General features: G+C 44.3%; 25 protein-coding genes, 10 tRNA genes, 1 riboswitch and 1 other annotated feature (1 of these 37 cut by a window edge). Of the genes, 6 read left to right on the top strand and 29 right to left on the bottom strand.

What is annotated here, in order from left to right; genetic code table 11:
- Positions 1-35 precede the first annotated feature (35 nt).
- The 9 genes from NYE56_RS04465 to queG form a co-directional block, all read right to left on the bottom strand.
- Positions 36-500 carry a MarR family transcriptional regulator gene (locus tag NYE56_RS04465; RefSeq protein WP_134155000.1) on the bottom strand — a complete coding sequence of 155 codons (465 nt, stop codon included), beginning with the start codon at positions 498-500 and terminating at the stop codon, positions 36-38.
- Positions 501-659: 159 nt separating this feature from the next.
- Positions 660-1,838: a sporulation protein YhbH gene (yhbH, locus tag NYE56_RS04460; RefSeq protein WP_003233432.1), complete on the bottom strand. Its 1,179-nt coding sequence runs from the start codon at positions 1,836-1,838 to the stop codon at positions 660-662.
- A gap of 179 nt (positions 1,839-2,017) precedes the next feature.
- Entirely contained in the window at positions 2,018-3,913 is a 1,896-nt protein-coding gene (gene prkA, locus NYE56_RS04455) for a serine/threonine protein kinase PrkA (protein WP_003239626.1), read from the bottom strand.
- A gap of 348 nt (positions 3,914-4,261) precedes the next feature.
- On the bottom strand, positions 4,262-4,969 hold the full coding sequence (locus tag NYE56_RS04450; protein ID WP_341283521.1) for a polymer-forming cytoskeletal protein: 708 nt from the start codon (positions 4,967-4,969) through the stop codon (positions 4,262-4,264).
- A gap of 11 nt (positions 4,970-4,980) precedes the next feature.
- On the bottom strand, positions 4,981-5,694 hold the full coding sequence (locus tag NYE56_RS04445; protein WP_341283520.1) for a bactofilin family protein: 714 nt from the start codon (positions 5,692-5,694) through the stop codon (positions 4,981-4,983).
- Entirely contained in the window at positions 5,685-6,326 is a 642-nt protein-coding gene (locus tag NYE56_RS04440; protein WP_326211172.1) for a YhbD family protein, read from the bottom strand. The genes NYE56_RS04445 and NYE56_RS04440 overlap by 10 nt, the downstream gene beginning before the upstream one ends.
- 125 nt (positions 6,327-6,451) lie before the next feature.
- A complete protein-coding gene (trmL, locus tag NYE56_RS04435; RefSeq protein ID WP_003233442.1) occupies positions 6,452-6,934 on the bottom strand; it encodes a tRNA (uridine(34)/cytosine(34)/5-carboxymethylaminomethyluridine(34)-2'-O)-methyltransferase TrmL in 483 nt (160 codons plus the stop codon).
- A 37-nt stretch (positions 6,935-6,971) separates the two neighbouring features.
- Positions 6,972-7,907: an amidase domain-containing protein gene (locus NYE56_RS04430; RefSeq protein WP_249851171.1), complete on the bottom strand. Its 936-nt coding sequence runs from the start codon at positions 7,905-7,907 to the stop codon at positions 6,972-6,974.
- Positions 7,908-7,973: 66 nt separating this feature from the next.
- On the bottom strand, positions 7,974-9,134 hold the full coding sequence (queG, locus tag NYE56_RS04425; protein ID WP_341283519.1) for a tRNA epoxyqueuosine(34) reductase QueG: 1,161 nt from the start codon (positions 9,132-9,134) through the stop codon (positions 7,974-7,976).
- An 82-nt stretch (positions 9,135-9,216) separates the two neighbouring features.
- On the opposite strand from queG, the gene NYE56_RS04420 reads away from it, so the two are divergent.
- The gene (locus NYE56_RS04420; RefSeq protein ID WP_106610807.1) at positions 9,217-9,840 is read left to right on the top strand and encodes a B3/B4 domain-containing protein; all 624 of its coding nucleotides are present in this window, start codon (positions 9,217-9,219) and stop codon (positions 9,838-9,840) included.
- A 90-nt stretch (positions 9,841-9,930) separates the two neighbouring features.
- Here the strand turns inward: NYE56_RS04420 and NYE56_RS04415 are convergent.
- Positions 9,931-10,004, bottom strand: a tRNA-Gly gene (locus NYE56_RS04415).
- 193 nt (positions 10,005-10,197) lie between these two features.
- Here NYE56_RS04415 and NYE56_RS04410 point away from each other — a divergent pair.
- Together NYE56_RS04410 and NYE56_RS04405 are read left to right on the top strand one after the other, a co-directional pair.
- Positions 10,198-10,398 (top strand): helix-turn-helix transcriptional regulator, encoded by a 201-nt coding sequence (locus NYE56_RS04410; RefSeq protein WP_009966860.1) that lies wholly within the window; start codon positions 10,198-10,200, stop codon positions 10,396-10,398.
- A 1-nt stretch (position 10,399) separates the two neighbouring features.
- Positions 10,400-10,873: a hypothetical protein gene (locus tag NYE56_RS04405; protein WP_047182327.1), complete on the top strand. Its 474-nt coding sequence runs from the start codon at positions 10,400-10,402 to the stop codon at positions 10,871-10,873.
- Between the two features lie 17 nt (positions 10,874-10,890).
- Here NYE56_RS04405 and rpsN read toward each other — a convergent pair whose 3' ends face one another.
- The 6 genes from rpsN to NYE56_RS04375 all read right to left on the bottom strand — a co-directional run bounded on the left by rpsN (position 10,891) and on the right by NYE56_RS04375 (position 15,675).
- A complete protein-coding gene (gene rpsN / locus NYE56_RS04400; protein WP_003233455.1) occupies positions 10,891-11,160 on the bottom strand; it encodes a 30S ribosomal protein S14 in 270 nt (89 codons plus the stop codon).
- A 111-nt stretch (positions 11,161-11,271) separates the two neighbouring features.
- The gene (locus tag NYE56_RS04395) at positions 11,272-11,808 is read right to left on the bottom strand and encodes a hypothetical protein (protein WP_268556236.1); all 537 of its coding nucleotides are present in this window, start codon (positions 11,806-11,808) and stop codon (positions 11,272-11,274) included.
- A 103-nt stretch (positions 11,809-11,911) separates the two neighbouring features.
- Positions 11,912-13,042, bottom strand: a complete 1,131-nt coding sequence (ssuD, locus tag NYE56_RS04390) for an FMNH2-dependent alkanesulfonate monooxygenase (RefSeq protein ID WP_341283518.1) — start codon at positions 13,040-13,042, stop codon at positions 11,912-11,914.
- Positions 13,043-13,064: 22 nt separating this feature from the next.
- The gene (locus NYE56_RS04385) at positions 13,065-13,895 is read right to left on the bottom strand and encodes an ABC transporter permease (RefSeq protein ID WP_072176038.1); all 831 of its coding nucleotides are present in this window, start codon (positions 13,893-13,895) and stop codon (positions 13,065-13,067) included.
- The gene (locus NYE56_RS04380) at positions 13,892-14,890 is read right to left on the bottom strand and encodes an aliphatic sulfonate ABC transporter substrate-binding protein (RefSeq protein WP_024572624.1); all 999 of its coding nucleotides are present in this window, start codon (positions 14,888-14,890) and stop codon (positions 13,892-13,894) included. The genes NYE56_RS04385 and NYE56_RS04380 overlap by 4 nt, the downstream gene beginning before the upstream one ends.
- Before the next feature lie 17 nt (positions 14,891-14,907).
- Positions 14,908-15,675 (bottom strand): ABC transporter ATP-binding protein, encoded by a 768-nt coding sequence (locus NYE56_RS04375; RefSeq protein WP_187954432.1) that lies wholly within the window; start codon positions 15,673-15,675, stop codon positions 14,908-14,910.
- A gap of 405 nt (positions 15,676-16,080) precedes the next feature.
- On the opposite strand from NYE56_RS04375, the gene katA reads away from it, so the two are divergent.
- The gene (gene katA, locus NYE56_RS04370) at positions 16,081-17,532 is read left to right on the top strand and encodes a catalase KatA (RefSeq protein ID WP_014476225.1); all 1,452 of its coding nucleotides are present in this window, start codon (positions 16,081-16,083) and stop codon (positions 17,530-17,532) included.
- A 26-nt stretch (positions 17,533-17,558) separates the two neighbouring features.
- Here katA and senS read toward each other — a convergent pair whose 3' ends face one another.
- From senS to NYE56_RS04355, 3 genes are all read right to left on the bottom strand, one after another.
- The gene (senS, locus tag NYE56_RS04365; protein ID WP_003245192.1) at positions 17,559-17,756 is read right to left on the bottom strand and encodes a transcriptional regulator SenS; all 198 of its coding nucleotides are present in this window, start codon (positions 17,754-17,756) and stop codon (positions 17,559-17,561) included.
- Positions 17,757-17,887: 131 nt separating this feature from the next.
- The gene (gene thiC / locus NYE56_RS04360) at positions 17,888-19,660 is read right to left on the bottom strand and encodes a phosphomethylpyrimidine synthase ThiC (protein WP_169037379.1); all 1,773 of its coding nucleotides are present in this window, start codon (positions 19,658-19,660) and stop codon (positions 17,888-17,890) included.
- 132 nt (positions 19,661-19,792) lie between these two features.
- Positions 19,793-19,900, bottom strand: a riboswitch (TPP riboswitch).
- Positions 19,901-19,969: 69 nt separating this feature from the next.
- On the bottom strand, positions 19,970-20,662 hold the full coding sequence (locus tag NYE56_RS04355) for a Type 1 glutamine amidotransferase-like domain-containing protein (RefSeq protein WP_217019804.1): 693 nt from the start codon (positions 20,660-20,662) through the stop codon (positions 19,970-19,972).
- Positions 20,663-20,703: 41 nt separating this feature from the next.
- On the opposite strand from NYE56_RS04355, the gene NYE56_RS04350 reads away from it, so the two are divergent.
- A complete protein-coding gene (locus tag NYE56_RS04350; RefSeq protein WP_335449007.1) occupies positions 20,704-20,976 on the top strand; it encodes a spore coat protein in 273 nt (90 codons plus the stop codon).
- Between the two features lie 88 nt (positions 20,977-21,064).
- Here NYE56_RS04350 and NYE56_RS04345 read toward each other — a convergent pair whose 3' ends face one another.
- Positions 21,065-21,268, bottom strand: coding sequence for a hypothetical protein (locus NYE56_RS04345; RefSeq protein ID WP_014479229.1), 204 nt, complete (start codon positions 21,266-21,268; stop codon positions 21,065-21,067).
- A gap of 141 nt (positions 21,269-21,409) precedes the next feature.
- On the opposite strand from NYE56_RS04345, the gene spo0M reads away from it, so the two are divergent.
- Positions 21,410-22,186, top strand: coding sequence for a sporulation control protein Spo0M (gene spo0M, locus NYE56_RS04340; protein WP_335449005.1), 777 nt, complete (start codon positions 21,410-21,412; stop codon positions 22,184-22,186).
- 78 nt (positions 22,187-22,264) lie between these two features.
- On the opposite strand, the gene NYE56_RS04335 is transcribed toward spo0M, so the two are convergent.
- The 9 genes from NYE56_RS04335 to NYE56_RS04295 all read right to left on the bottom strand — a co-directional run bounded on the left by NYE56_RS04335 (position 22,265) and on the right by NYE56_RS04295 (position 23,345).
- Positions 22,265-22,346: transfer RNA gene (locus NYE56_RS04335), tRNA-Leu, on the bottom strand.
- A 263-nt stretch (positions 22,347-22,609) separates the two neighbouring features.
- Positions 22,610-22,698, bottom strand: a tRNA-Leu gene (locus NYE56_RS04330).
- Positions 22,699-22,705: 7 nt separating this feature from the next.
- Positions 22,706-22,776, bottom strand: a tRNA-Cys gene (locus tag NYE56_RS04325).
- Positions 22,777-22,781: 5 nt separating this feature from the next.
- Positions 22,782-22,856, bottom strand: a tRNA-Gly gene (locus tag NYE56_RS04320).
- A 49-nt stretch (positions 22,857-22,905) separates the two neighbouring features.
- Positions 22,906-22,977, bottom strand: a tRNA-Gln gene (locus NYE56_RS04315).
- Positions 22,978-22,986: 9 nt separating this feature from the next.
- Positions 22,987-23,062 (bottom strand) — tRNA-His (locus tag NYE56_RS04310).
- A gap of 24 nt (positions 23,063-23,086) precedes the next feature.
- Positions 23,087-23,160: transfer RNA gene (locus NYE56_RS04305), tRNA-Trp, on the bottom strand.
- A gap of 5 nt (positions 23,161-23,165) precedes the next feature.
- Positions 23,166-23,250: transfer RNA gene (locus NYE56_RS04300), tRNA-Tyr, on the bottom strand.
- A gap of 22 nt (positions 23,251-23,272) precedes the next feature.
- A tRNA-Thr gene (locus NYE56_RS04295) sits at positions 23,273-23,345 on the bottom strand.
- A gap of 1 nt (position 23,346) precedes the next feature.
- Positions 23,347-23,975: a sequence feature (23S ribosomal RNA rRNA prediction is too short), on the bottom strand (it continues 1,224 nt past the right edge of the window).

Raw genomic sequence — 23,975 nt, 5'->3', positions numbered from 1 at the left:
TTTGCGGAAAGCTGGTGAAAATATGTGAGAAGTTTTTAATTACCGCTTTTTTCTGAACAGCCTTCAGCAAGCTTCGTTAAGCTTCCGGCTAGTTTGCGCAAATACTGCAGCTGGGAGGTATCAAGCTTTTGGTACAAGCCAGCACCCATTTTTGCATATTGCACAGCGGCTTTTTCTATCAGTTCTTCCCCCTCTTCGGTTAACTGAATCATGACGATACGGCGGTCATCCGGACTGTCATATCGATTCATCAATTGGCGCTTATACAGAATATCTGTCATCCGCGTCACAGAAGCAGGCTTAAGATCAAGCGACAATGCCAGCTTGCTTAGCGGGGTGCTTCCGCTTTGATGAATTTTAAACATCAGCAAATATTGAAGGACTGTAATATCAAAAGGCTCAAGCACAATCTCCAATATCTTCTTCTGTTTTTTATATATCGCCCGAGACGTATCGAAGAGCTGTTCAAAAGTGAGCAAAGCACGTTCTGATTCAGTCAACTCCTTTTCACCTCATTCCTCAATAATAGTTCACAAGATAAAATATTAATAAATGAAAGAAGATTTGTCAAAGGAAAAATTTCTTTTTCTCCCGTATTTTTTTCGCAAGCGTTTTCTTGCTTTTATTAAATAAAAAAAAGCCCTGAAATGGGCTTTTCATTACGAAAATTGATGGCTTACACCAGACTCTTCATTTCTGAAAAAGTTCTTTAGAGCCTGAAAAACATCAGATTTCTGTTTTAAAATATAGTACTTAAATTTCTCATCTTTTACATTTTTATATGCAGACATTAACGTTGAATGCCTGTTGTACTGATTGACCTCGCCGTAGCAAAACAGATTGGCCTTCTTCATAATATCATTGACCAGCTTCACACAGCGCGCGTTATCAGATGTCAGGTTGTCACCGTCAGAAAAATGAAACGGGTAAATGTTATAGCGGGCGGGATTGTACTTTTCATCAATAAGCTCAAGCGACTTCCGATATACGGAAGAACAAATGGTTCCGCCGCTTTCTCCCTTTGAGAAAAAATCCTCCTCCGAGACCACTCTTGCTTCTGTATGATGGGCAATAAATTCAATTTCCACAGTCTCGTATTTTGTCCGCAAAAAACGGGTCATCCAGAAAAAGAAGCTTCTGGCCATGTATTTTTCCCAAACCCCCATACTGCCGCTTGTATCCATCATGGCTAAAACGACGGCTTTTGATTCGGGCTTTGTGATGTCATTCCACGTCTTATATTTCAGGTCCTCCGGATAAATTGGGTAGAACGACGGTTTTCCTGACATTGCGTTTCGTTTAAAGGCTGACATCATCGTTCTTTTCTTATCAATATTACCGGTTAACCCTGTTTTACGGATATCATTAAACTCGATATCTGTATGAATGATATTGTCCCGCTCTTTTTGCTGGAGATTCGGAAGCTCTAATTCTTTAAAAAGCGCTTCTTCTAAATCCATTAATGAAACTTCCGCTTCATAATAATCCTCGCCTGCCTGATCACCGGCACCCTGCCCTTTTCCAGGCCCTTGTTTTTTGTCTGATCCATCCCGGGCCACAACATCTCCAACCTGGCTCTCGCCGTCTCCTTGCCCTACATGTTTATTTTTATCATAGTTATAACGGATTTTATACTCATCAAGTGAACGGATTGGGATCTTCACTACATCTTTTCCATTAGACATAATAATGCTTTCCTCAGTTACGAGGTCCGGAAGATTGTTTTTGATCGCTTCCTGCACTTTTTTCTGGTGGCGCTGCTGGTCATCGAAGCCTTTGCGATGGAGGGACCAGTTTTCCTCAGAAATCAAAAAATGGCCGCTGTCATTTTGGGACATGAATTCCCCTCCTTAACCATTTGTGGTCGTGATACATACGTATTCCGGCTTGTGCCAGATTATGAAACAAGTCTTTTGAAAAGATTTATATTCATCATATGCACATATGCACGTTTAATTGACAAACTATTTAGAAAATGGGACAAAATAACCCGCCCTATTCGGACGGGTCACGTTGCTTATCGGTTCAGCAGGCTGCCGACATATTTCAGCAGCTCATTGGCGCTCGTCGAGTTGTAGCCGTGCTCATCAATTAAACGGGCCACGACTTCATTTACCTTTTTCAGCTGCTGCTCATCCGGCGTTTTTGTTGAGGTCGTAATTTTAACGACATCCTTCAGATCAGCAAACAGCTTTTTCTGAATAGCTTCACGCAGTCTTTCATGGGAATTGTAATCAAACCGCTTGCCTTTTCTCGCATAGGCCGAGATGCGGATTAAAATTTCTTCGCGGAACGCTTTTTTGGCGTTTTCCGAAATGCCGATCTGCTCTTCGATGGATCTCATCAGCTTTTCGTCAGGGTTCATTTCCTCTCCTGTCAAAGGATCACGAAGCTTATTTTTATTGCAATAAGCCTCTACGTTATCGAGGTAATTGTCCATAAGTGTTTTTGCTGATTCCTCATACGAATACACAAACGCTTTTTGAACTTCCTTTTTCGCAATGTCGTCATATTCCTTGCGAGCGGCAGAAATAAAATTCAAATACCGCTCTCTGTCCTCGCTTGAAATTGATGGGTGCTGATCAAGACCTTCTTTTAAGGAACGAAGGACATCGAGAGAATTAATCGATTCCATATTTTTTCTGATAATCGTTGAAGAAATCCGGTTGATCACGTACCGCGGATCAATGCCGCTCATGCCTTCATCATTATATTCTTTTTTCATATCCTCAACGTCGACAGAGTTATATCCTTCCACACTTTCTCCATCATACAGTCTCATTTTCTTGACCAGATCAATATCCGACCGCTTCGGCTCTTTTAACCGGGTAAGGATTGAGAACATCGCGGCGACCTTCAACGTATGCGGGGCAATATGAACATCCGCCACATCGCTTTCTGCGATCATTTTTTCATAAATTCTCTCTTCCTCAGACACTTTTAAATTATAAGGAACCGGCATCACGATGATTCTTGAGTGCAGGGCTTCATTCTTCTTATTAGAAATAAATGAGCGATACTCCGTTTCATTCGTGTGAGCCACGATCAGCTCATCAGCAGAAATTAACGCAAACCGCCCAGCTTTAAAATTCCCTTCCTGTGTCAAGGAAAGCAAATGCCAGAGAAATTTCTCATCACATTTCAGCATCTCCTGAAACTCCATCATCCCGCGGTTCGCTTTATTCAGCTCTCCGTCAAACCGGTAAGCGCGCGGATCCGATTCTGAACCGTACTCGGCGATTGTTGAGAAATCAATACTCCCCGTCAAATCGGCAATATCCTGAGATTTCGGATCAGAGGGACTGAATGTTCCAATTCCCGTACGCTTATCTTCTGAAAAGAAGATGCGCTCCACCTTCACATCCTCAATTCTTCCTCCGTACTCTTCCTCCAGCCTCATGACATTTAAAGGAGAAAGACTTCCTTCTATTCTAATGCCGTATTCCCTGTAAAAGTCATCGCGTAAATGATGGGGGATTAAATGTAGAGGGTCCTCGTGCATCGGGCAGCCTTTAATCGCATATACAGCGCCATTATCTGTCAGCGTGTACGCTTCGAGACCTTTTTTAAGCATTGTGACCAGCGTGGATTTACCGCCGCTCACAGGCCCCATCAGCAATAGAATCCGCTTTCTGACATCTAGACGTTTGGCAGCCGGATGAAAATACTCTTCCACAAGACGCTCCAGAGATTCTTCAAGCCCGAACAGCTCGCGGTCAAAAAAACTGTACTTCTTGCGCCCGTCAATCTCCTCTATCCCGCTGTCTTTTATCATATTAAAAACTCGAGAATGAGCAGATTGCGCGACCATCGGATTTTCTTTAATAATCTCCAAATAATCGGCAAAAGTTCCTTCCCATTTCAGCCGCTGCTCTTCCTCTCTGTACTGTTCAATTTTCTTTAATATATCCATAAGGACCTCCTCTATCATGTTTGATACACTATGCAAATAAGGTACTTTGATACAATCTATGCCGCCATCCCGTGATACATGCTTTGGTTTCTTAAAAATAAAGATACTTATACATCGTTGACAAGGCAGACCGCGACCGTTCATAATAAAGAAAAATACAGAATCATCCAGACTCGGACAGCACGGAAAAATTGAAGAGGGGGAGAGACGGTGAAAACAATCATCATGATGGGTGTCATTGTCACTTTTTTAGTATCAATTTTTACCGCAGGATACGATAGCAAGCCTGGAAAAGAATAAAAAAGGGTGCTCCTGAAAGAGCACCTTTTTGTATAACAGAACAATGTTTTACAGTTTTGTTTTTTCTTTAATCTGTGAATGCGGATCGCATTCACATTTGTTTTCGTACTCAATCGTTCCGATGCTGCATCCCGGCCCGATGATCACTTCTTTTCCCCTGACAACTGCCGCTTCGGTATTCTCCAAATAAACCCGATCTCCTTCTATGACATCGGCGATCAGTTTCCCTTTCTTCCGGTTAAAAAAACTCGCGCGTCTTTTCACTGTAATTGTTGTTCCGCCGATTTCCTGCACATGGCTTATATCATGGCTCAATCCCAGCTTGATCTCACCCGAATTTAATAACCCCGATACATCAACACAGCCTGTGACATGGAACATTTCTGTTTCACAATCACCTTTTACGCTAAGCTTCCCTTTCACATCGCAGGATTCTCCAGTCATATTCCCGCCAATTTCAGTCTGGCCTTTCAGATTGAATCGATCAAATTGAAGTGAGCCGCTGACTTTCATTGTCCCATATATATTGATTTTGCCGGCTGTCAGATCGCCTTTACATTCACTTTCTCCGAGCACACGCAGCCGCTCAGTCTCTGCTTTTCCGAGAAAAAGGCCCGTTCCGTATATGCGGCAGCCTACAGCAGACAGCCCTTCTCCAACTACACCTTCTCCTTTGATGCTGACATTGTGATACGCGCCTCCTGCGGCATGCCCAGCGCCATATAATTTTAAATTTCCCAGTTTTGTTGTCTCCATTACGATCCTCCTTACAACTTTGTGGATGTTTCAACCGATGCGCTTGGATCACAGGTATAGTCCCCGCTGTATTCGACAGTTTCAATCTGGCAATCCGGGCCGATGATCACTTTATTTCCGCGCACGGTTTTCGCCTTTGTATTTGTCAATTCAATCACGTCACCTTCGATCAGCTCTGCTGTTAGAACAGGCTGCGGCATCAATCTGAGCAATGTTAGCATTCCTTTTCTGCAGGTCACTTGAAAATGGCGGCAGCCGATCTCCCGCGCATAGCTTTCCCCTGCAGAAAGCTTAATGATCACCTGGTCTGCATTTAAAAGCCCGCTGATTTTGCATTTCCCTTCTGATTGAAAGGTTTCCGTTTCACAATCTGCTTCCATGACAGCTTTTCCGCTAATGTCAATGCCATCAGCCTTGACAGTGCCGCCAAATGTTGATGATCCAGCGATTTTCAATTGTTTTGCAGATACCTCTCCTTGAATAAAACCAGTGCCATTAATCCGGATAGATTCTGCTTCAACGTCTCCATGTATCTTTCCTGAACCGCTGATGGTTACCGCTTTCGCTTTGACGCTGCCGTCAGCTTTTCCGTTTCCATTAAAAGAAAAAGTGTCACACTCCACGTCCCCGGCCACTGTCCCGCTGCCATTAATCTCAACAGATTGAAATGTTCCTCCCTTTGAACTTCCTGATCCGTTTATCACCAGCTTTTCCACTACATCCATCGATGGCCCTCCTGCATAAATGTTGTTTTTAATTCCTCTGAAGCTTTTAATAAATCTACCCGTTCCACAACCTTTACGGATGATTCAAACAAAATGCTGTCCGCCGCAGCCGCTATAAAACAAGTTGTGACACCAAGCTTGCGGAGCACAATCAGCTCCGTCTGTTTTTCAATCTCTTCAGTATCATGCTTCTTTAATACCTCTGCAGCCATTTTTGCTTCTGCAAGGCTGACATTTCCAGACTGCAGCAGTACCTCAAGCACATACAGCGAAAGCAAATCGCCGGATGAGAAAACCGGACTTCCTCCGTCTTCTGAATAGGCATCAAGAGCAGGCCTTGAAACCAAACCTTTATGAAGCAATTCATCAGCGGTCATGCTGACATCCTTCATTTTCGGCGACAGCATTTCCCTCATTTCATCCAAAGACAAATTTTCTTTCATCTTTTGAATTATTGATATACGTTTTAAAATCTCCTCTCTCGGAAAAAACGTCTCTTGCCCTGTAAATGTGGATTTACGAATAAACCATTCCTCAGGTATTAAGTTTTTCCGCTTCCATCGATACAGCTGACCGTATGAAATCGATGTTCTTTCAAGTAATTCTTTTTTAGAGATTAATTGTTCTTCCATAAGTCCAGCTCCTTTGATGGGTACATTGTAACATAACACTGTTACGTTGTTAAGCCCAAAAACGAAACAAAGCATTTCAACATCCGCAAAAAAACCCGCCCATCATCGATGAGCGGGTTTTTTCACTATTTTAAATCACGGTAATTTTGCTGGCGCAGCGCTTCATAAACAAGAATCGCGGCAGTATTGGACAGATTTAACGATCTGACGTGCTCTGTCATCGGAAGACGCAGGCAGCGGTCCATATTATTTTGAATTAAATCCTTTGGCAAACCGCTTGTTTCTCTTCCGAACACGAAGAAATAATCCTCGTCAAGATCAGTGTAATCAAATGATGTATGAGGCTGCTGGCCAAATTTTGTAATAAAGAAAAACTGGCCTTTTTCATATGCCTCAAACAATTCTTCTAACGAATCATGATACACAACGTTAACAAACTCCCAATAATCGAGTCCGGCACGTTTCAGCATTTTATCATCCGTTGAAAAGCCGAGTGGACGAATCAGGTGTAGCGTTGTATTGGTTGCTGCACAAGTACGTGCAATATTCCCTGTGTTAGCGGGAATTTCTGGTTGATATAAAACGACATGTAATGCCACAATGTTCACCTCTGTTTTTCTTATCCGCCCATCATTATAACATTAATTACTCTTTTGTCGTATCATCAACGATATGAAAAAAGGCATATCGTATTGACGGCGTGTATGCCGTAGAATCCTCATATGACCAATACCTCATCCGGCTGTCATAAGTCTGGGCGTTGACAAGCGGCATATTGCCTTTGTCCTTTGCCACGACAATCGTTGTATGATTAAACCGGCCGTCTCCTTCGAAGTCATAGCAAATCACATCGCCCGGCATCAGTTCTTCCGCTGATTTCACCCGCACCGCACGCAGTCCGGCCTTTGAATTCGACAAATACATTTTCATAGAGTGAGCCACCGTCCAGCTGTAGCTCCATGAGCTTTGTTTCATCCACCAGCCTGATCCCCTGTTCGGATGACCGCGCATCGGCGCGCCTCCTGCATGAAGACACTGAGAAATAAAATTTGTACAGTTATCGCTGAAATTTTTATAAGCAGGATTGCGCTTGTTCCAAAATTTCTCGGCATATTGGACAGCGCCGAGACGATCGTATTGAAAAGCCCTGCCAAACGCTTCTCTTTCCTCTTCAGCTTCAGAATAGTCAATAATACTGGTCCCTTCATGAAATCCAGCCGGCTTTTTCGCAATTTCCTGATCACTAATCAAAATGTGATCATACAGGAAAGCCATTCGCTCCTCTATGTGCTCTTCTATATACAAGCTGTCATCTTGTTCCTTACACACGTATTCGTAATGGATGGTATACGAAAGGCAGGTCGTTCCGTCATCCTCAACCCGCACATGATTAATCACGGCCTTTGCTTTCGCTTTTATGATGTCAACTTTACGTTTTTCCAGAAGCTTTTTCTTACGCTCCATGACTTTAAGGTCTCCGATTTGAGACTCCTGTCTCATAGCATGCCCGTTAACCAGAAAGCCCAGCCGCTCCTCCGCTAATTGTTCTAAAATGTGCTTCAAGCTCACCCCACCCGCCATACTTTTTTATAGAGAAAAAACACTTGGATGATCTCAAGTGTTTTTTCCTTCTGCTCTATACGTATGTCAGGACAGGCCTTGTTTAGTCATGCCTGAAGCTTTTAGCAAATCAAGTCCTTTTTCAATTTCCAGCTTTGCCTCTTCATCCTTCTCTTTTTCCAGCGCTTTTTCAAGCTCTTCCGCGTATGCGGGGTCTCCGATTTTTCCGATTGCCCATGCGGCTGTCCCCCTGATGACAGGACGCGGATCCTTGTGCATCAGTTCCGCTAATTCAGGCAGTGCGGAAGCATCCTTAAAATGCGCAAGCGCGAGAATGGCGTTTCGCTGAATCGGTTTTTTCCCGCGCCAAGAACCTGAGACATGCCCGAATTTCTCCTTAAATTCCCGATTGCTGATGGTCAAAAGCGGCTTCAATAACGGTTTGGCAATCTCAGGATCAGGCTCCATTTCCGGATGAAGATGAAAATCCTTCCCTTTATTGAGAGGGCATACCGTTTGGCACGTATCGCACCCGTACAGGCGGTTTCCGATTTTTGTCCGGAATTCATCAGGCAAAAATCCTTTTGTCTGGGTCAGAAAAGAGATGCAGCGCTGCGCATTAAGCTGCCCGGGATTAACCAGTGCTCCCGTCGGACAGGCGTCCAAGCATTTCGTGCAGGACCCGCACATATCTTCAATCGGCACATCAGGCTCAAAAGGGATATTTGTGATCATTTCCGCCAAATACACATAGGAGCCATACTCGGGTGTTGTGATCATACAGTTTTTCGCACTGAATCCGATTCCGGCACGTTCCGCAACGGCGCGATCAGATAATTCACCTGTATCAACCATTGACTTCGTTCTGATATCCTCATGCTTGCTTTTTAGAAAATCCTCCAGCAGATCAAGCTTTTCCCTCAGCACATCATGATAGTCTTTTCCCCAGGAGGCTCTGCAAAAAATGCCCCTGCGCTCAGTTCTCGTGCTTCTCGGCGCATCCTTCATTCTGGAAGGATATGCGAGAGCAATTGCCACTATTGATTTCGCTTTCGGCAAAAGAAGCTTCGGCGTCACCCTTTTTTCGATATCCGGCTCTTCAAAGCCGGAGAGATAGCCGAGTGATTCTTGAAGAATCAAACGGTCTTTTAAACTGTCAAAAGTATCAGCCGTCGTAAAACCAATCTTGTCCACGTCAATGCTTTTCGCGTATTCAATTAATTCTTCTTTGAGCTGATAAACGTTCATGTTTTGCACAGCCTCCTTTCTTTGTGATAAAACGATACAGCGTTTATAATAGGTTGATATCACGTAACTGGAGTGAATGCTAGTGAATATCAAACTTGATTCTGTTATTACTGAACGTGCGGCCGGCTTACATGCAGCTGCTGTCATTTATGAGAATATCGAAGTCGGCTCCTCACCGCAAATGCTAAAAGGCAGACTCCGCCTGTTTCAAGAATCCTTGTTTTTCGACTATGCGGACGGCGGTATATCCGATGAATCCTTCGTCAAGGAATGGCAGGAACTCTTTAAACAGCTTAACCCTTCATTTGAGGGAGAAACAACCCCAATGGAGGACATGCTGGTCCCGATATCCAAGGAACAATTCATGGAAAGTAAAGACTCGGCCCATGACACAATCGATTTTTTCGCATTAAAATATTCTCTGCCTATTATGATTTATGATGCCGGAAAGCTTCATGAGCCGGTCCGAATCTCATTGGGAGAAAAAGAAAACATACTGCTTTTCTCTGATGAAAACGGCATTTTTGGCGATTTCAAAAACAGCGTCAACCACTATCCCGTTTCAAACGAGACTAAGAATATGCTGCAAATCATTTTTTTCCCGCCATCGATTGAGAAAAGCAGCGCTGTTAACCTCTTATCATCATTAACAAAAATGTTTGAACAAATTCACGGCGGCACCCATACAGTACATTGGCTTACGTAAAAGAACACGAATACCGTGTTCTTTTTTACATAAAAAAACGCAATACTTCGTTTATCTGAGAAACGAAACACTGCGTTAATAACGTATGTATGGAGCGGGTGATGAGAATCGAACTCACGACATCAGCTTGGAAGGCTGAGGTTTTACCACTAAACTACACCCGCATTTGTGGTTGTCAGCAACAGTACCGCTCTGACTTTTTTTATATTACATGTTTATTTATTTTTCGTCAAGGGAATATAAAAATTTTGTCGAAAAAAAGTTATCTTTTTGTAAAGTTGTTAAGTTACATTTACATAATGTTAAGTATACTATACAATATAATCAATCGAGATTGTGAAGGGGACAGACGTCATGATGAAAAATAAAGTAAAAGAGCTGAGGGCACGCTTCGGCTATTCTCAGGAAAAACTAGGAGAAACAGTCGGCGTCACAAGACAGACTGTGGCTGCTATCGAAAAAGGCGATTATGTTCCCTCACTGCTGTTAGCACTGAAAATCTGCAAAGCCTTCTCCATGAAAATGGAGGATGTCTTTTGGTTAGAGGAGGAAAACTAAGATGAGCATGAAAACAAAAGCAGCTTTTCAACTTGTGTTATTTGGCCTTGCATGCTGGACGCTGATTGCATACTTTGAAGCGTCAGAAGGAATTGCATCTTTTTTTCGCACAAAGAGCGGCGGGATGGTGTTTGAATTAAACCTCACCCCCTTTATTCTGTTTGTTGCGGCGTCTGCGGTTTATTTGTACTTACAGAAAAAAAGCCGCCCTGCCAGAAAACAGCTTCTTCTGCCTGATGAGTTTGAAGAGCAGGATGAAAGAGAGCAGATGATGACGGCAAAAGCATGTCGCGCGTCATATATCGCTGTCTACTTCTCGCTGCCTGCCGCAGCGGTTCTTCTCATTTTTTATCCGCTATTTCAATCGCGCATTCCGTTTTTCCCTATTATTATTGTGTTTATCATCATGATCATCCAGCACCTTTCCTACGTCATCTCTTTCAAGAAAAACGAAAAAAACTCCGGCGCGCTGTAATCGGCCGGAGTTTTTTCTTACCAGCTTGCTTTTTTCACACCGGGAATCTGGCCTTTATGGGCCAGCTCCCTGAAAGCGATTCTGGACATTTTAAACTTCCTCATATATGCTCTCGGGCGCCCCGTTACCATGCAGCGGTTGTGAAGCCTTCCCGGTGCTGAATCTCTTGGCAGCTTGCTGAGTGCCTCGTAATCTCCTTTTTCCTTCAACTCGCGTCTAATACCAGCGTATTGCTCAACAAGCTGTTGGCGTTTTAACTCTTTTGCCACTTTTGATTTTTTAGCCAAGTCACATAGCCTCCCTTTAAATCGAAATTGTTACGATTTAAAATGTATCATGCACCATTCAAAAAAGCAAGCATACCGCTTTGTAAAACAGACGGCCTGAAGCCGCCCATTCTAATGATGCAATTCCACATAATACAGTAACGCATCTTGATGCTTAATGAGCTCTATTTTATGTTCAGAGGTGTGCATTGTCTCGTCAGTCCCTCTAATACTGCTGCCGATCAAAGCAGGCTTCTCGAAAGTAATCGGTTCCGGCGATGAAATATTCTGAGTCATTTCCTGTGTTGTGCTATCGTCGCGTTTCACCGATGAATCAGCCGCTATATTTCCCTGTTTATCCACAATGCCAAAATGAATGGTGGTATATTTATTCTTTCCTTCCCCCTCTTCATTCTCAAAATAAACAAATTGTATGGTATCGGGTTTTTCCTCTGAATAATCTGCACGAACCGGTCCAAACCTCTCAACAAGCTTTCCCTTTTGATAATGTTCGATGTACATGTCAGCTGAAGAAATACCTTCACCGATATTGACGGCTTCGGCAGTGAATGCCTGTGAAGCTGCGACATCCATTCTGTTTTTTTCAAGATCTGATATGTCTGCCGCTTTGATTTCCATCTGTTTTGAATGTCCGCATGCTGACAGCATAGCTATGAAGCAAATGACTGCCGCGCTTCTCAATGTTTTCAGAAAAAAAGCCCCCTTTTTTTGAATATCATACCATGTTCGGGGGGCTGTATTTTAGTTAAACTCATGCATTTTTCTCTTTGACAAAATAAGTGTTTCCTACCGCTTCTCCCCTTTTGTTCTGAAGCTTTCTCGTCCGATCATTTTTAAACGGCAAAAGCGGAAATACAAGCTCTGCAAAATAATACGCTTCTTCTAAATGCGGATAGCCTGAGAATATAAACGATTCTATGCCGAGTGCCTGGTACTCCGCTATCCGGTCGGCAATCGTCTGCGGATCACCGACAAGAGCTGTTCCTGCCCCTCCTCTGACCAGGCCGATCCCCGCCCACAGATTCGGGCTGATTTCAAGCTTCGTCCGATCGCCTTGATGAAGGACGGCCATCCGCTGCTGGCCTGAAGAGTCGTAACGGCTCAAAGCTGCCTGCGCTTTGGCAATGGTATCATCATCCAAGTGGCTGATCAAGCGCTCTGCCGCTTCCCATGCCTCTTGTTCAGTTTCACGGGCAATGACATGCAGCCTAATGCCAAATCGAACGGATCTCCCTTCTTTTGCCGCTTGCTTTTTGACTCTTTCTATCTTTTCTTTTACTTGTTCAGGCGGCTCACCCCATGTCAAGTACACGTCTGTATGCTTTGCGGCAGCTTCAATCCCAGCCTGTGACGAACCGCCGAAATAGATGGGCGGATGCGGCTCTTGCTGCGGCGGGAAAAGCAGATTGCTGTTTTCCAATTTTATATGCTTTCCTTCATAGGAAACCGTTTCTCCCTGCAAAAGTCTCCGCCAAACGGTTAAAAATTCGTCTGTTGCTTCATAGCGCTCATCATGGCTGATAAACAGGCCATCGCCTGCCAGCTCATACGGATCGCCCCCCGCCACAACGTTGATCAGCAGCCGGCCGTCTGAAATGCGGTCTAGGGTGGATGTCATTCTGGCTGCTAAAGAAGGCTGCATTAAACCAGGTCTTACCGCGACTAAAAACTTTAAGTCCTTTGTTTCTCCTGCCAGTGCCGACGCTGTAAGCCACGGGTCCTCGCACGATCTTCCCGTTGGCAGAAGAACTCCTGTATATCCCAGCCTGTCTGCCGCCTGCGCGACTTGTTTAAAGTAAAGATGATCCGCAGTCCGTCCATCACTTTCAGATCCTAAATATCTCGCGTCTCCATGAGTCGGTATAAACCAAAGAATTTCCATATTCATCTCCCCTTTATATCTTTTATCCTTCGTAGCTGTTTCTCCACTTTAACAGCTTTCGTTCAAGCAGCCTGACGAAGGAATCCGTCAGCTTTCCAACCACTGCAAAAATGATAATCCCTGCAAAGACTTTATTCGTTTGTGAAAACTGTCTCGCATCCATGATCATATAGCCGACTCCCGAGCTTGAGCCCATCAGCTCTGCCACAACGAGCCCGAGCCATGCAATGCCGAGCGATAAGCGAATGCCTAGCAATATATTGGGCAGGGCTGCCGGCAATATCACTTTGGATATCTGCTGATGCCATTTAAATTCAAGCACCCGGGCGACTTCAAACAGCTTCGCGTCAACCCCGCGGATGCCGTTAAACGTATTGATATAGACAGGAAAGAAGGCACCGAGCGCAATCAGCAAAATTTTAGATACTTCGTCAAATCCGAACCATAAAATAAACAGCGGCGTGACGGCCAGATGAGGTACGGTTCTAAGCATTTGCAACGACGGATCAAGATACAGCTCCGTCCGTTTGGAGAATCCGGCCAAAATCCCGATCATCAATCCAAGCCCTGCGCCAAGCAAAAAACCAAGCGCCGCCCGATAAATGCTGATTTGCAGATGGCCGAACAGTTCGCCGGACAAAATAAGCTCCTTAAAGGTCAGAACAATCGTAACAGGTGTAGGCAGCACTGTAGCGGACACAACTCCCAGCCCGCCGATGATCTGCCAGATGGCAATGATGACAGCGGGCAGTAAAAGCCCCTTCATCCAGCCGTATCTCTTCCTTCCGGGCTTTTTTCGCACCGCTTCCGCATTCGTTTTGGGCAGCGAGCCCGCAGCCTCTGCTTTCATCATTGATCACCTCCTGAGGAATGTTCCTTTAATGCTTTTTTGATAAAAGTGTTATCGACAACATCCTTCACATCAATCTTCTTATCTATCGCCTTTGTTCGAAATTGAAAATCTGCTGTTTCCTGCTGCGCTTTTACAATGTCGTCACTGATGACCTCATTCAGAGGTTCAGTATTTTTCAGCACATTTTCGACGACCTTTTTATCGAGATCTTTAATGTCAGAATACAAGTCCGCTGCTTCATCCAGATGTTCCTTTTGCCATACAACGGCTTTATTAAACACCTTCAGAAAACGGACCACTTCGTCTGGATGCTCTTCTGAAAACTTTGTTCTTACTAAAGTAAAACCCGGTGAATATAAATCTGTGCTTTCTCCGTTCACAAGGATTTTTGCTCCGTGTTTCATTGTTTCTAAGGACAAGTACGGCTCCCAAATGGACCAGGCATCAACAGATCCATTTTCAAATGCGGAAGCTGCTTCATCAGGCTGAAGCTGAATAATTGTCACATCGTTAGCTGACAACCCCACTTGATCAAGCGCTTTATACAAAAAATCAAACCCGCTGCTGCCTTTGGCGACTGCAATTTTCTTCCCCTTTAAGTCCTTAACGTCTTGAATGCCGCTGTTTTGATTGACAAGGATGCCGTTTGCTTTCAAGCCGTCCTGAGACAAACCGATTTCTTTAAAGTCAATGCCTGCCGCCTGTCCAGCGATCACAGGCGAATTACCGACTTGAGAAAAATCAAGTTTGTCTGCCGCAAGGCCTTCAAATTGGGGCGGACCGCTTTGAAACTCCACCCATTTCACTTTGATGCCTTCTTTTTCAAATGCATCTTCGAACCAGCCTTTTTCTTTTGCGATCAAAAGCGGGCTTAAGCTTTGCTGAATACCAATACGAATTTCCTTCAATTGTTTGTGGTCACCGCTGGCTCCATTTGCTCCACAGCCTGCGAGCAGAAAAATAACGGCAACCAATACAATGAGTCCTTTTTTCATTTCCGCTTCCGCCCTTTCTATATCCCTGATCCTTCTGCGTACTCCAAATCTTCTGTTTTCTCGAATTCCGACAGCACTCTCTGTCTGATCGCTTGGAAATCCGGAGTCGTCCGGTTCCGCGGATACGCCAGGTGAATGGGCATCAGCTTATGGATTTTCCCCGGTTTGGCCTTAAGGATCGCAAGCTCATTTCCTAAATAAACAGATTCATCTATATCATGAGTCACGAGAATCATCGTTGTTTTTTTCCTCCTCCATATATCCAGCAGCACGTCCTGCAGGTGTTTTCTTGTAAAAGCGTCGAGTGCACCAAACGGTTCATCTAAAAGCAGCACCTCAGGCTCCCGCAGAAGGGCCCGGGCGATGGCTACTCTTTGTGACATGCCGCCTGACAGCTCGCGCGGATATGCTTTTTCCGATCCTTTCAATCTGACAATCTCGATCAGTTCATCCACCTTTTGTTTGACTTTTGGGTCCTTCAAATTCAAGTCGGCTGCAATATTCTGCTCAACAGTCAGCCAAGGAAAGAGGCGGTGTTCCTGAAAAATAAATCCTTGCTGAATACCCGGAGCTGTTACGCTGCGGCCGTTAATTTCCACACTCCCGTCATATTCACAATCAAGCCCTGCAATAATCTTTAACAGGGTGCTTTTTCCGCACCCGCTCGGTCCGATAAGCGTTAGAAATTCGCCTGGTGCGATTGATAATTCTATGTTCTCTAAGACCGTGTTTTTGCGGCCCTCTTGAACAAATGCCTTTTCTTTGATGCTGATGGTCACAGCCACTTTTATCCCTCTCTTTCTGCCAACCCCGCCTTCAAAAAAACAAAAAGGCCCCCATCTCTGTTCTTGTAGAGATGAGAGCCTTCGGCGGTCCGATCAGCTGCCCAATTGTTTTTTGTTTGAATAACATGTTAATTCAAATTATTCCGATATGTCAACTCTTTTTTAAATACGATTTTTGATATCCTTGTTTATCACTTACTCTGCTTGTTTCGCAAATAGAGAAGGAAAAATTATTTCTCCAAAAATTATTAAGTGTCATAAAAAGCTGTTACAACAAGGTTTTTCAACAATTTCGATACTAGATATCGATTAATAGAGATAACTATTTTATAATAATTATAAAATAATATTGACTTTTTACTTAGAGATGATATTATGTTCTTATAAATTCCAAGAGGTGATAACATGAGTTCAAATAAACTGACAACTAGCTGGGGCGCTCCGGTTGGAGATAATCAAAACTCAATGACTGCCGGTTCTCGCGGACCAACTTTAATTCAAGATGTACATTTACTCGAAAAATTGGCCCATTTCAACCGAGAACGTGTTCCTGAACGTGTTGTTCACGCCAAAGGAGCAGGCGCACACGGATATTTTGAAGTGACAAACGACGTAACAAAATACACGAAAGCCGCTTTCCTTTCTGAAGTCGGCAAACGCACACCGTTGTTCATCCGTTTCTCAACAGTTGCCGGTGAACTTGGCTCTGCTGACACAGTTCGCGATCCGCGCGGATTTGCTGTTAAATTTTATACTGAAGAAGGAAACTACGACATCGTCGGCAACAATACGCCTGTATTCTTTATCCGCGATGCGATTAAGTTCCCTGATTTTATCCATACACAAAAAAGAGATCCAAAAACACATCTAAAAAACCCTACGGCTGTATGGGATTTCTGGTCACTTTCACCAGAGTCACTTCACCAAGTGACAATCCTGATGTCTGACCGCGGAATTCCTGCAACACTTCGCCACATGCACGGCTTCGGAAGCCATACATTCAAATGGACAAATGCCGAAGGTGAAGGCGTATGGATTAAATATCACTTTAAAACAGAACAAGGCGTGAAAAACCTTGATGTCAATACGGCAGCAAAAATTGCCGGTGAAAACCCTGATTACCATACAGAAGACCTTTTCAACGCAATCGAAAACGGTGATTATCCTGCATGGAAACTATATGTGCAAATCATGCCTTTAGAAGATGCAAATACGTATCGTTTCGATCCGTTTGATGTCACAAAAGTTTGGTCTCAAAAAGACTACCCGTTAATCGAGGTCGGACGCATGGTTCTAGACAGAAATCCGGAAAACTACTTTGCAGAGGTAGAACAAGCGACATTTTCACCTGGAACACTCGTGCCTGGTATTGATGTTTCTCCTGATAAAATGCTTCAAGGCCGACTTTTTGCTTATCATGATGCACACCGCTACCGTGTCGGTGCAAACCATCAAGCGCTGCCAATCAACCGCGCACGCAACAAAGTAAACAATTATCAGCGTGATGGGCAAATGCGTTTTGATGATAACGGCGGCGGATCTGTGTATTACGAGCCTAACAGCTTCGGCGGTCCGAAAGAGTCACCTGAAGATAAGCAAGCAGCATATCCGGTACAAGGTATCGCTGACAGCGTAAGCTACGATCACAACGATCACTACACTCAAGCCGGTGATCTGTATCGTTTAATGAGTGAAGATGAACGTACCCGCCTTGTTGAAAATATCGTTAATGCTATGAAGCCGGTAGAAAAAGAAGAAATCAAGCTTCGTCAAATCGAGCACTTCTACAAAGCGGATCCTGAATACGGAAAACGCGTGGCAGAAGGCCTTGGATTGCCGATTAAAAAAGATGCTTAATGGAGAAATGCAAAAACCCGCTGTAGTCAGCGGGTTTTTTTATATTTAGTTACACATTGCGTATGCTTCTCATCAATCTTCATATAAATTTCTTCCATGAGTTCCGCGCTGTTTATAATCTCTCGTTTGTTTTTTTCAATCAGCAGCTCAAGCGGCAAAATCTGATTCCCGTAGGTTTTTCGCTTCCTGAATCGTTTTCTCCCCTTTTCTTTTTTGACTCCCATCAATAATCCCTCCTTTTTCATACAAAAAAGGCCCTTATCTAAACGATAAGAGCCTTCGGTGTTCCGATCAGCAAATACTGGAAATGGATATTAGCTATATTAAAACGCATTCCATTTCGACTGTCAATCTATTATTTATACAGCTGGCTGCCTTGATTCACAAATTCTTCAGCTTTTTCTTTCATCCCCTCTTCAATAGCATCCCATTCACTAATCTCTTTGTCCTTCGCATAATCCCGAATATCCTGTGAAATTCTCATGCTGCAAAATTTCGGACCGCACATGGAACAAAAGTGAGCGGTTTTTGCTCCTTCAGCAGGCAGGGTTTCATCATGGTATTCAAGCGCTCTCTCCGGATCAAGAGATAGATTAAACTGATCCCGCCAACGGAATTCAAAACGGGCTTTCGATAACGCATCATCCCGGATTTGCGCCCCAGGATGCCCTTTTGCAAGGTCCGCAGCGTGCGCAGCAATCTTATATGTAATGACTCCTTCACGAACATCATCACGGTTTGGCAGCCCTAAATGCTCCTTCGGCGTTACATAACAAAGCATTGCTGTCCCATACCAACCGATCATCGCCGCTCCGATCGCTGAAGTAATATGGTCATATCCCGGAGCAATATCCGTTGTCAACGGCCCCAATGTGTAAAAAGGCGCTTCTTTACAAATGTCCATTTGTTTATCGACGTTCTCTTTGATTTTATGCATCGGAACATGTCCAGGACCCTCAATCATCACCTGAACATCATGCTTCCAGGCAATTTGCGTCAGCTCTCCAAGCGTCTCTAATTCAGCAAACTGCGCTTCGTCATTGGCATCAGCAATTGATCCGGGACGCAAACCATCCCCAAGAGAGAAAGCAATATCATACGTTTTCATAATCTCACAGATTTCTTCAAAATGTGTGTATAAAAAGCTTTCTTGATGATGAGCCAGACACCACTGCGCCATAATCGCTCCCCCGCGTGACACAATACCAGTTGTCCGTTTGGCAGTCAGCGGTACATACCTAAGCAAAACACCCGCGTGAATCGTAAAATAATCCACTCCCTGCTCTGCCTGCTCGATTAGCGTATCACGATAAATCTCCCACGTTAAATCCTCCGCTACGCCGTTTACTTTTTCAAGCGCCTGATAAATCGGAACAGTTCCCACAGGCACGGGGCAATTGCGGATAATCCATTCACGCGTCGTATGAATATCTTTTCCGGTAGAGAGATCCATCATCGTATCCGCTCCCCAGCGGATGGCCCACGTCATTTTTTCCACTTCTTCTTCAATGGATGACGTAACCGCTGAATTCCCGATATTTGCATTAATCTTCACATGAAAATTCCGGCCGATAATCATTGGCTCACTTTCAGGGTGATTAATGTTTGAAGGAATAATCGCCCGGCCGCTGGCTACCTCGTCTCTGACGAATTCAGGAGACACATGCTCACGAATGGCGATAAATTCCATCTCAGGTGTAATGATCCCCTTTTTTGCATAGTGCATTTGAGTGACATTTTGACCTGCCTTCGCCCTCAGCGGTTTCCGCTTTAATCCTGGGTAGCTTACGTTTGGATTTGCTTTTTTATAACCGTTATCTTCTGGTTTTATAGCCCGACCTTCATACTCTTCCACGTCACCGCGCTCTGTGATCCATTTTTGGCGGAGCGGCTTTAATCCTTCTTGAATATTAATGGTTACTTCAGGGTCCGTATACGGTCCGCTTGTATCATAGACACGCACAGGCGCGTTTTCCTCTTCGCCGAACGATCCCGTCGTCGGACTCAATGCAATCTCCCTCATCGGCACTTGGATGTCCGAAGAAGAACCCTCCACGTATACCTTCTTGCTGCCTGAAAAACTTGACATAATGGAAATGTTGGCTTGCTGCACTGAATTGTTTTGCATTACTTTTCCTTCCCCTCTCTACGTTTGAAAGGACAAAATCAAGCCCATAACCAGCACAAAAAACCGGATTCATATAAATGAACCCGGTTACAGTCAGAAAGAAACATATTATTGCCCAGCAAGACAATAACAAAAACAATTCCTCTACTTCCCCACGCTGGTACGAACCAGATCAGGTCCAAAGGGTTAAGAAGCTTACCTTCTCTCTCAGCCCGAAAGCGGGCACCCCCAGTAACTATTGATTTCGCACTCATCTTATCATAAAATCAATCTGAAAAAAAGAGGAATATAGATAATATTCAGCCAATTTCACCCTAAATATTTGACCGGCAACGGGATTTCAGCTATTTCATGTTCAGCCATCATCACCCGATATGCCTTTCCATCCGACCTTGAACTCACAGTCTGAAACAGCTGATCATTTATGAAATGGAGAGCAGCCCCATCATCCGCTGCATAGCCACTGCATAAGAACTTGTTAGATATCAGCTGGTGGTATGCCGGTCTCCGATCCTTTTCCCCGTCATAATGGGGACAAAAGCTCCCTTGCAAAAAACCTAAACTTTTCAAACTTGTCAGCGGTCCGGCTGAATCCGTCACCCCTTCTTCAAACCAGCAGATCGCACCGGCACTTAATCCAGCTAAAACCACACCGTTCTTCCATGCTTCCCTGAGAATATGATCCAGCCCCCACTCTTTCCATAACACAAGTAAATTCCGCGTATTTCCACCGCCAACATAAATCACGTCCATTTCCATAACAAAAGAAGCTAAATCTGTTGATGGCGGCTTAAACAAAGATAAGTGAGACGGCACACAATCCAGTGTTTGAAATGCATGATAAAACCGCTGAATATAGTTTTCGGAATCTCCGCTCGCCGTCGGCAAAAAACAAATACGAGGCTGCTCTCGTTTTGATTGATTGAGGATATATTGATCGAGGGACAAATTATCCGGCTCCATCGAAAAACCCCCGCCCCCCATCGCAATAATCTGCTTCATCATCACACCCCCCAACAAAATTTGTTGCTTATTATAGCATTTTGTATAGAAGCAAGAAACAAAGCCAAATACTTTCTTATCAGGAGCTGCTAAAAAAACAAAGGAGGTGGTTTCCCATTGAACAAAGTCTTTGTCCCAAAGATATTCTTGATTTGTTAACAACAATAAAAACCAGCATTAACAAATACACTGTCGCAATAACAGAAGCCGAAAATCCCCACATCAGAAGAGCATTGCATGATCAATTAGATACAACTGTTTTTCTCCATGATGAACTGTCAGATCTTCTGTTAGAAAAGGGATGGCTCGGGTGAGCAATTCCAAATCAAATCGATTAGATTTATCTTACAGCAAAGACCACAAAAAGAGACGGGATCTCAAAGATGAGATGCCGTCTCTTTTTTATTGCTCCACTCTTCTTAAAGCCTCATTTACCGTTTCTTTTATAAACGCGTCTTCACCGCTTAATCGGTCTAAACTGAGATCGCCATTTCTCAGCCTTTCGGAAATATTGTTTATATCCTCCTCTACTGTGATTTGCAGCTCACCAGCCAAAAACATTCTGTGTAATTCATCTGCAACCAAACTTTCTTTATTCACTTCCATCCACTCCTTTATTTTCAATATTATTCTTAGTCTGTCCCTAGGCCGAGACGAATAATAGGAAAAAAGTATGAATCAAACGAATCTTTTTTCCTCCTTCTTACGTATATCTGTTGAGAAAAAAGAAAAAGGGGAAGATCTAACATGTCATTTTTTAAGAAGCTTGCGGCAAGTGCCGGAATTGGAGCTGCAAAAGTAGATACAATTTTAGAAAAAGACGCATATTTTCCAGGAGAAGAAGTACAGGGAACGGTACATGTAAAAGGCGGAAAAATCGCTCAGGACATCCGTTATATCGATTTACAGCTTAGCACACGGTATGTCATTGTAAAAGACGATGAAGAGCACCGGAAATACGCTACAATTCATTCTTTCCGGGTCACTGGTTCATTTACCATACAGCCTGGTGAAGAGCATCAATTTCCGTTCACATTTACTCTGCCTCTAGATACGCCGATCACTGTAGGGAAAGTAGAGGTTGCCGTGGTGACAGACCTTGACATTCAAGGCGGTATCGATAAATCCGATCATGACCGCATTTTCGTTGAAGCGCACCCTTGGATTGAAAATGTGCTTGAAGCAATCGAAAACCTAGGCTTCCGTCTTAACGAAGCAGACTGCGAACAAGCGCCCTACTTCCAGCGTCGTCTTCCGTTCGTTCAAGAATTCGAGTTCGTTCCGACTTCCGGATATTATCGTCAGATGCTTGATGAATTAGAGCTCATTTTCCTTTTAGACGAAGACGGTTTGGAAATCATTTTCGAAGTCGACCGCAGAGCAAGAGGACTCCGAGGGTGGCTGGAAGAGATGTATAATGACAGAGAACAGCTTGTACGCGTCCGTTTCAGCCAATCAGAGCTTGAAGATACAGAAGAGCTAGAAGAGGTGCTAGAAGAGATCCTAGACCAATACGCTGAGTAAGTATAAAAAGGAGTCTCGGCTCCTTTTCTTTAATAAAAAATAAAAACCCGTTTCTATTAAGAAACGGGTTTTTCAGTATACCGGTGGTCGGGGTCGAACCGACACTCCAGAAGGAACACGATTTTGAGTCGTGCGCGTCTGCCAATTCCGCCACACCGGCAAGTTTTACGTCGTATCTAACCGACGAATATAAATATATCATGGATCTCATAAAGTGTCAACGTATTTCAAAAAAGTTTTTTTGGAAATATAAAATAAAAGTGTTGAGAGACTAGTTATCAGCCGCTTTATAATATGCTCGGAACTTAGCTTGTTATGATAAATCAAAGCAATAAAAAAATGATCTACATAAGTAGATCATTAATATGATTAGTTATAATGATAAAACACAAACACCAATTCAACTTACCATGTAAGTAAAATTGGTGCCGAGGGCCGGACTTGAACCGGCACGGTAGTCACCTACCGCAGGATTTTAAGTCCTGTGTGTCTGCCAATTCCACCACCCCGGCAATAAGAAGGCGACACCCGGATTCGAACCGGGGATAAAGGTTTTGCAGACCTCTGCCTTACCACTTGGCTATGCCGCCGTAATTGGAGCGGAAGACGGGATTCGAACCCGCGACCCCCACCTTGGCAAGGTGGTGTTCTACCACTGAACTACTTCCGCATTTTTAATGGACTTAATACATTATATGCAGTTGATATAAAAAGTGAGACTGGGCTAGCTGGATTCGAACCAACGCATGACGGAGTCAAAGTCCGTTGCCTTACCGCTTGGCTATAGCCCAATGATAATATGGGGCGATTGATGGGAATCGAACCCACGAGTGCCAGAGCCACAATCTGGTGCGTTAACCACTTCGCCACAACCGCCATAATCTCAAGATGTCATAAATTTGGCAGGGGCAGTAGGAATCGAACCCACACCGGAGGTTTTGGAGACCTCTGTTCTACCGTTAAACTATGCCCCTATAAATGGTGGAGGGGGGCAGATTCGAACTGCCGAACCCTGAGGGAGCGGATTTACAGTCCGCCGCGTTTAGCCACTTCGCTACCCCTCCACATTAAATTTTGAAAAAACAGTGCCGGCAAGAGGACTTGAACCCCCAACCTACTGATTACAAGTCAGTTGCTCTACCAATTGAGCTACACCGGCATAGGTTAAGTCCTCGATCGATTAGTATCTGTCAGCTCCATGTGTCGCCACACTTCCACCTCCAGACCTATCCAACCTGATCATCTTTCAGGATCTTACTTCCTTGCGGAATGGGAAATCTCATCTTGAGGGGGCTTCATGCTTAGATGCTTTCAGCACTTATCCCGTCCGCACATAGCTACCCAACGATGCCCTTGGCAAGAACAACTGGTACACCAGCGGTGCGTCCATCCCGGTCCTCTCGTACTAAGGACAGCTCCTCTCAAATTTCTGCGCCCGCGACGGATAGGGACCGAACTGTCTCACGACGTTCTGAACCCAGCTCGCCGTACCGCTTTAGCTAGGCGAGCAGCCCAACCCTTGGGACCGACTACAGCCCCAGGATGCGATGAGCCGACATCGAGGTGCAAAACCTCCCATCGATGTGGACTCTTGGGGAGATAAGCCTGTTATCCCCGGGGTAGCTTTTATCCGTTGAGCGATGGGCCGCTTCGCCACCGGAACCCGCGGATCCACTAAGCCCGACTTTCGTCCCTGCTCGACTTGCATGGAATCTCACCCAGTCAAGCTCCCTTGTGCCTTCCTCTGGAGCGTTCCAACGTTCCACAGAGGAACCTTTGGGCGCCTCCG

The organism is Bacillus sp. FSL R5-0603 (genome assembly GCF_038050295.1).
GTDB classification, from domain to species: domain Bacteria; phylum Bacillota; class Bacilli; order Bacillales; family Bacillaceae; genus Bacillus; species Bacillus subtilis.
Note: the sequence above shows the minus strand (reverse complement) of the source record. Positions and strands in the feature narration are given on the sequence as shown.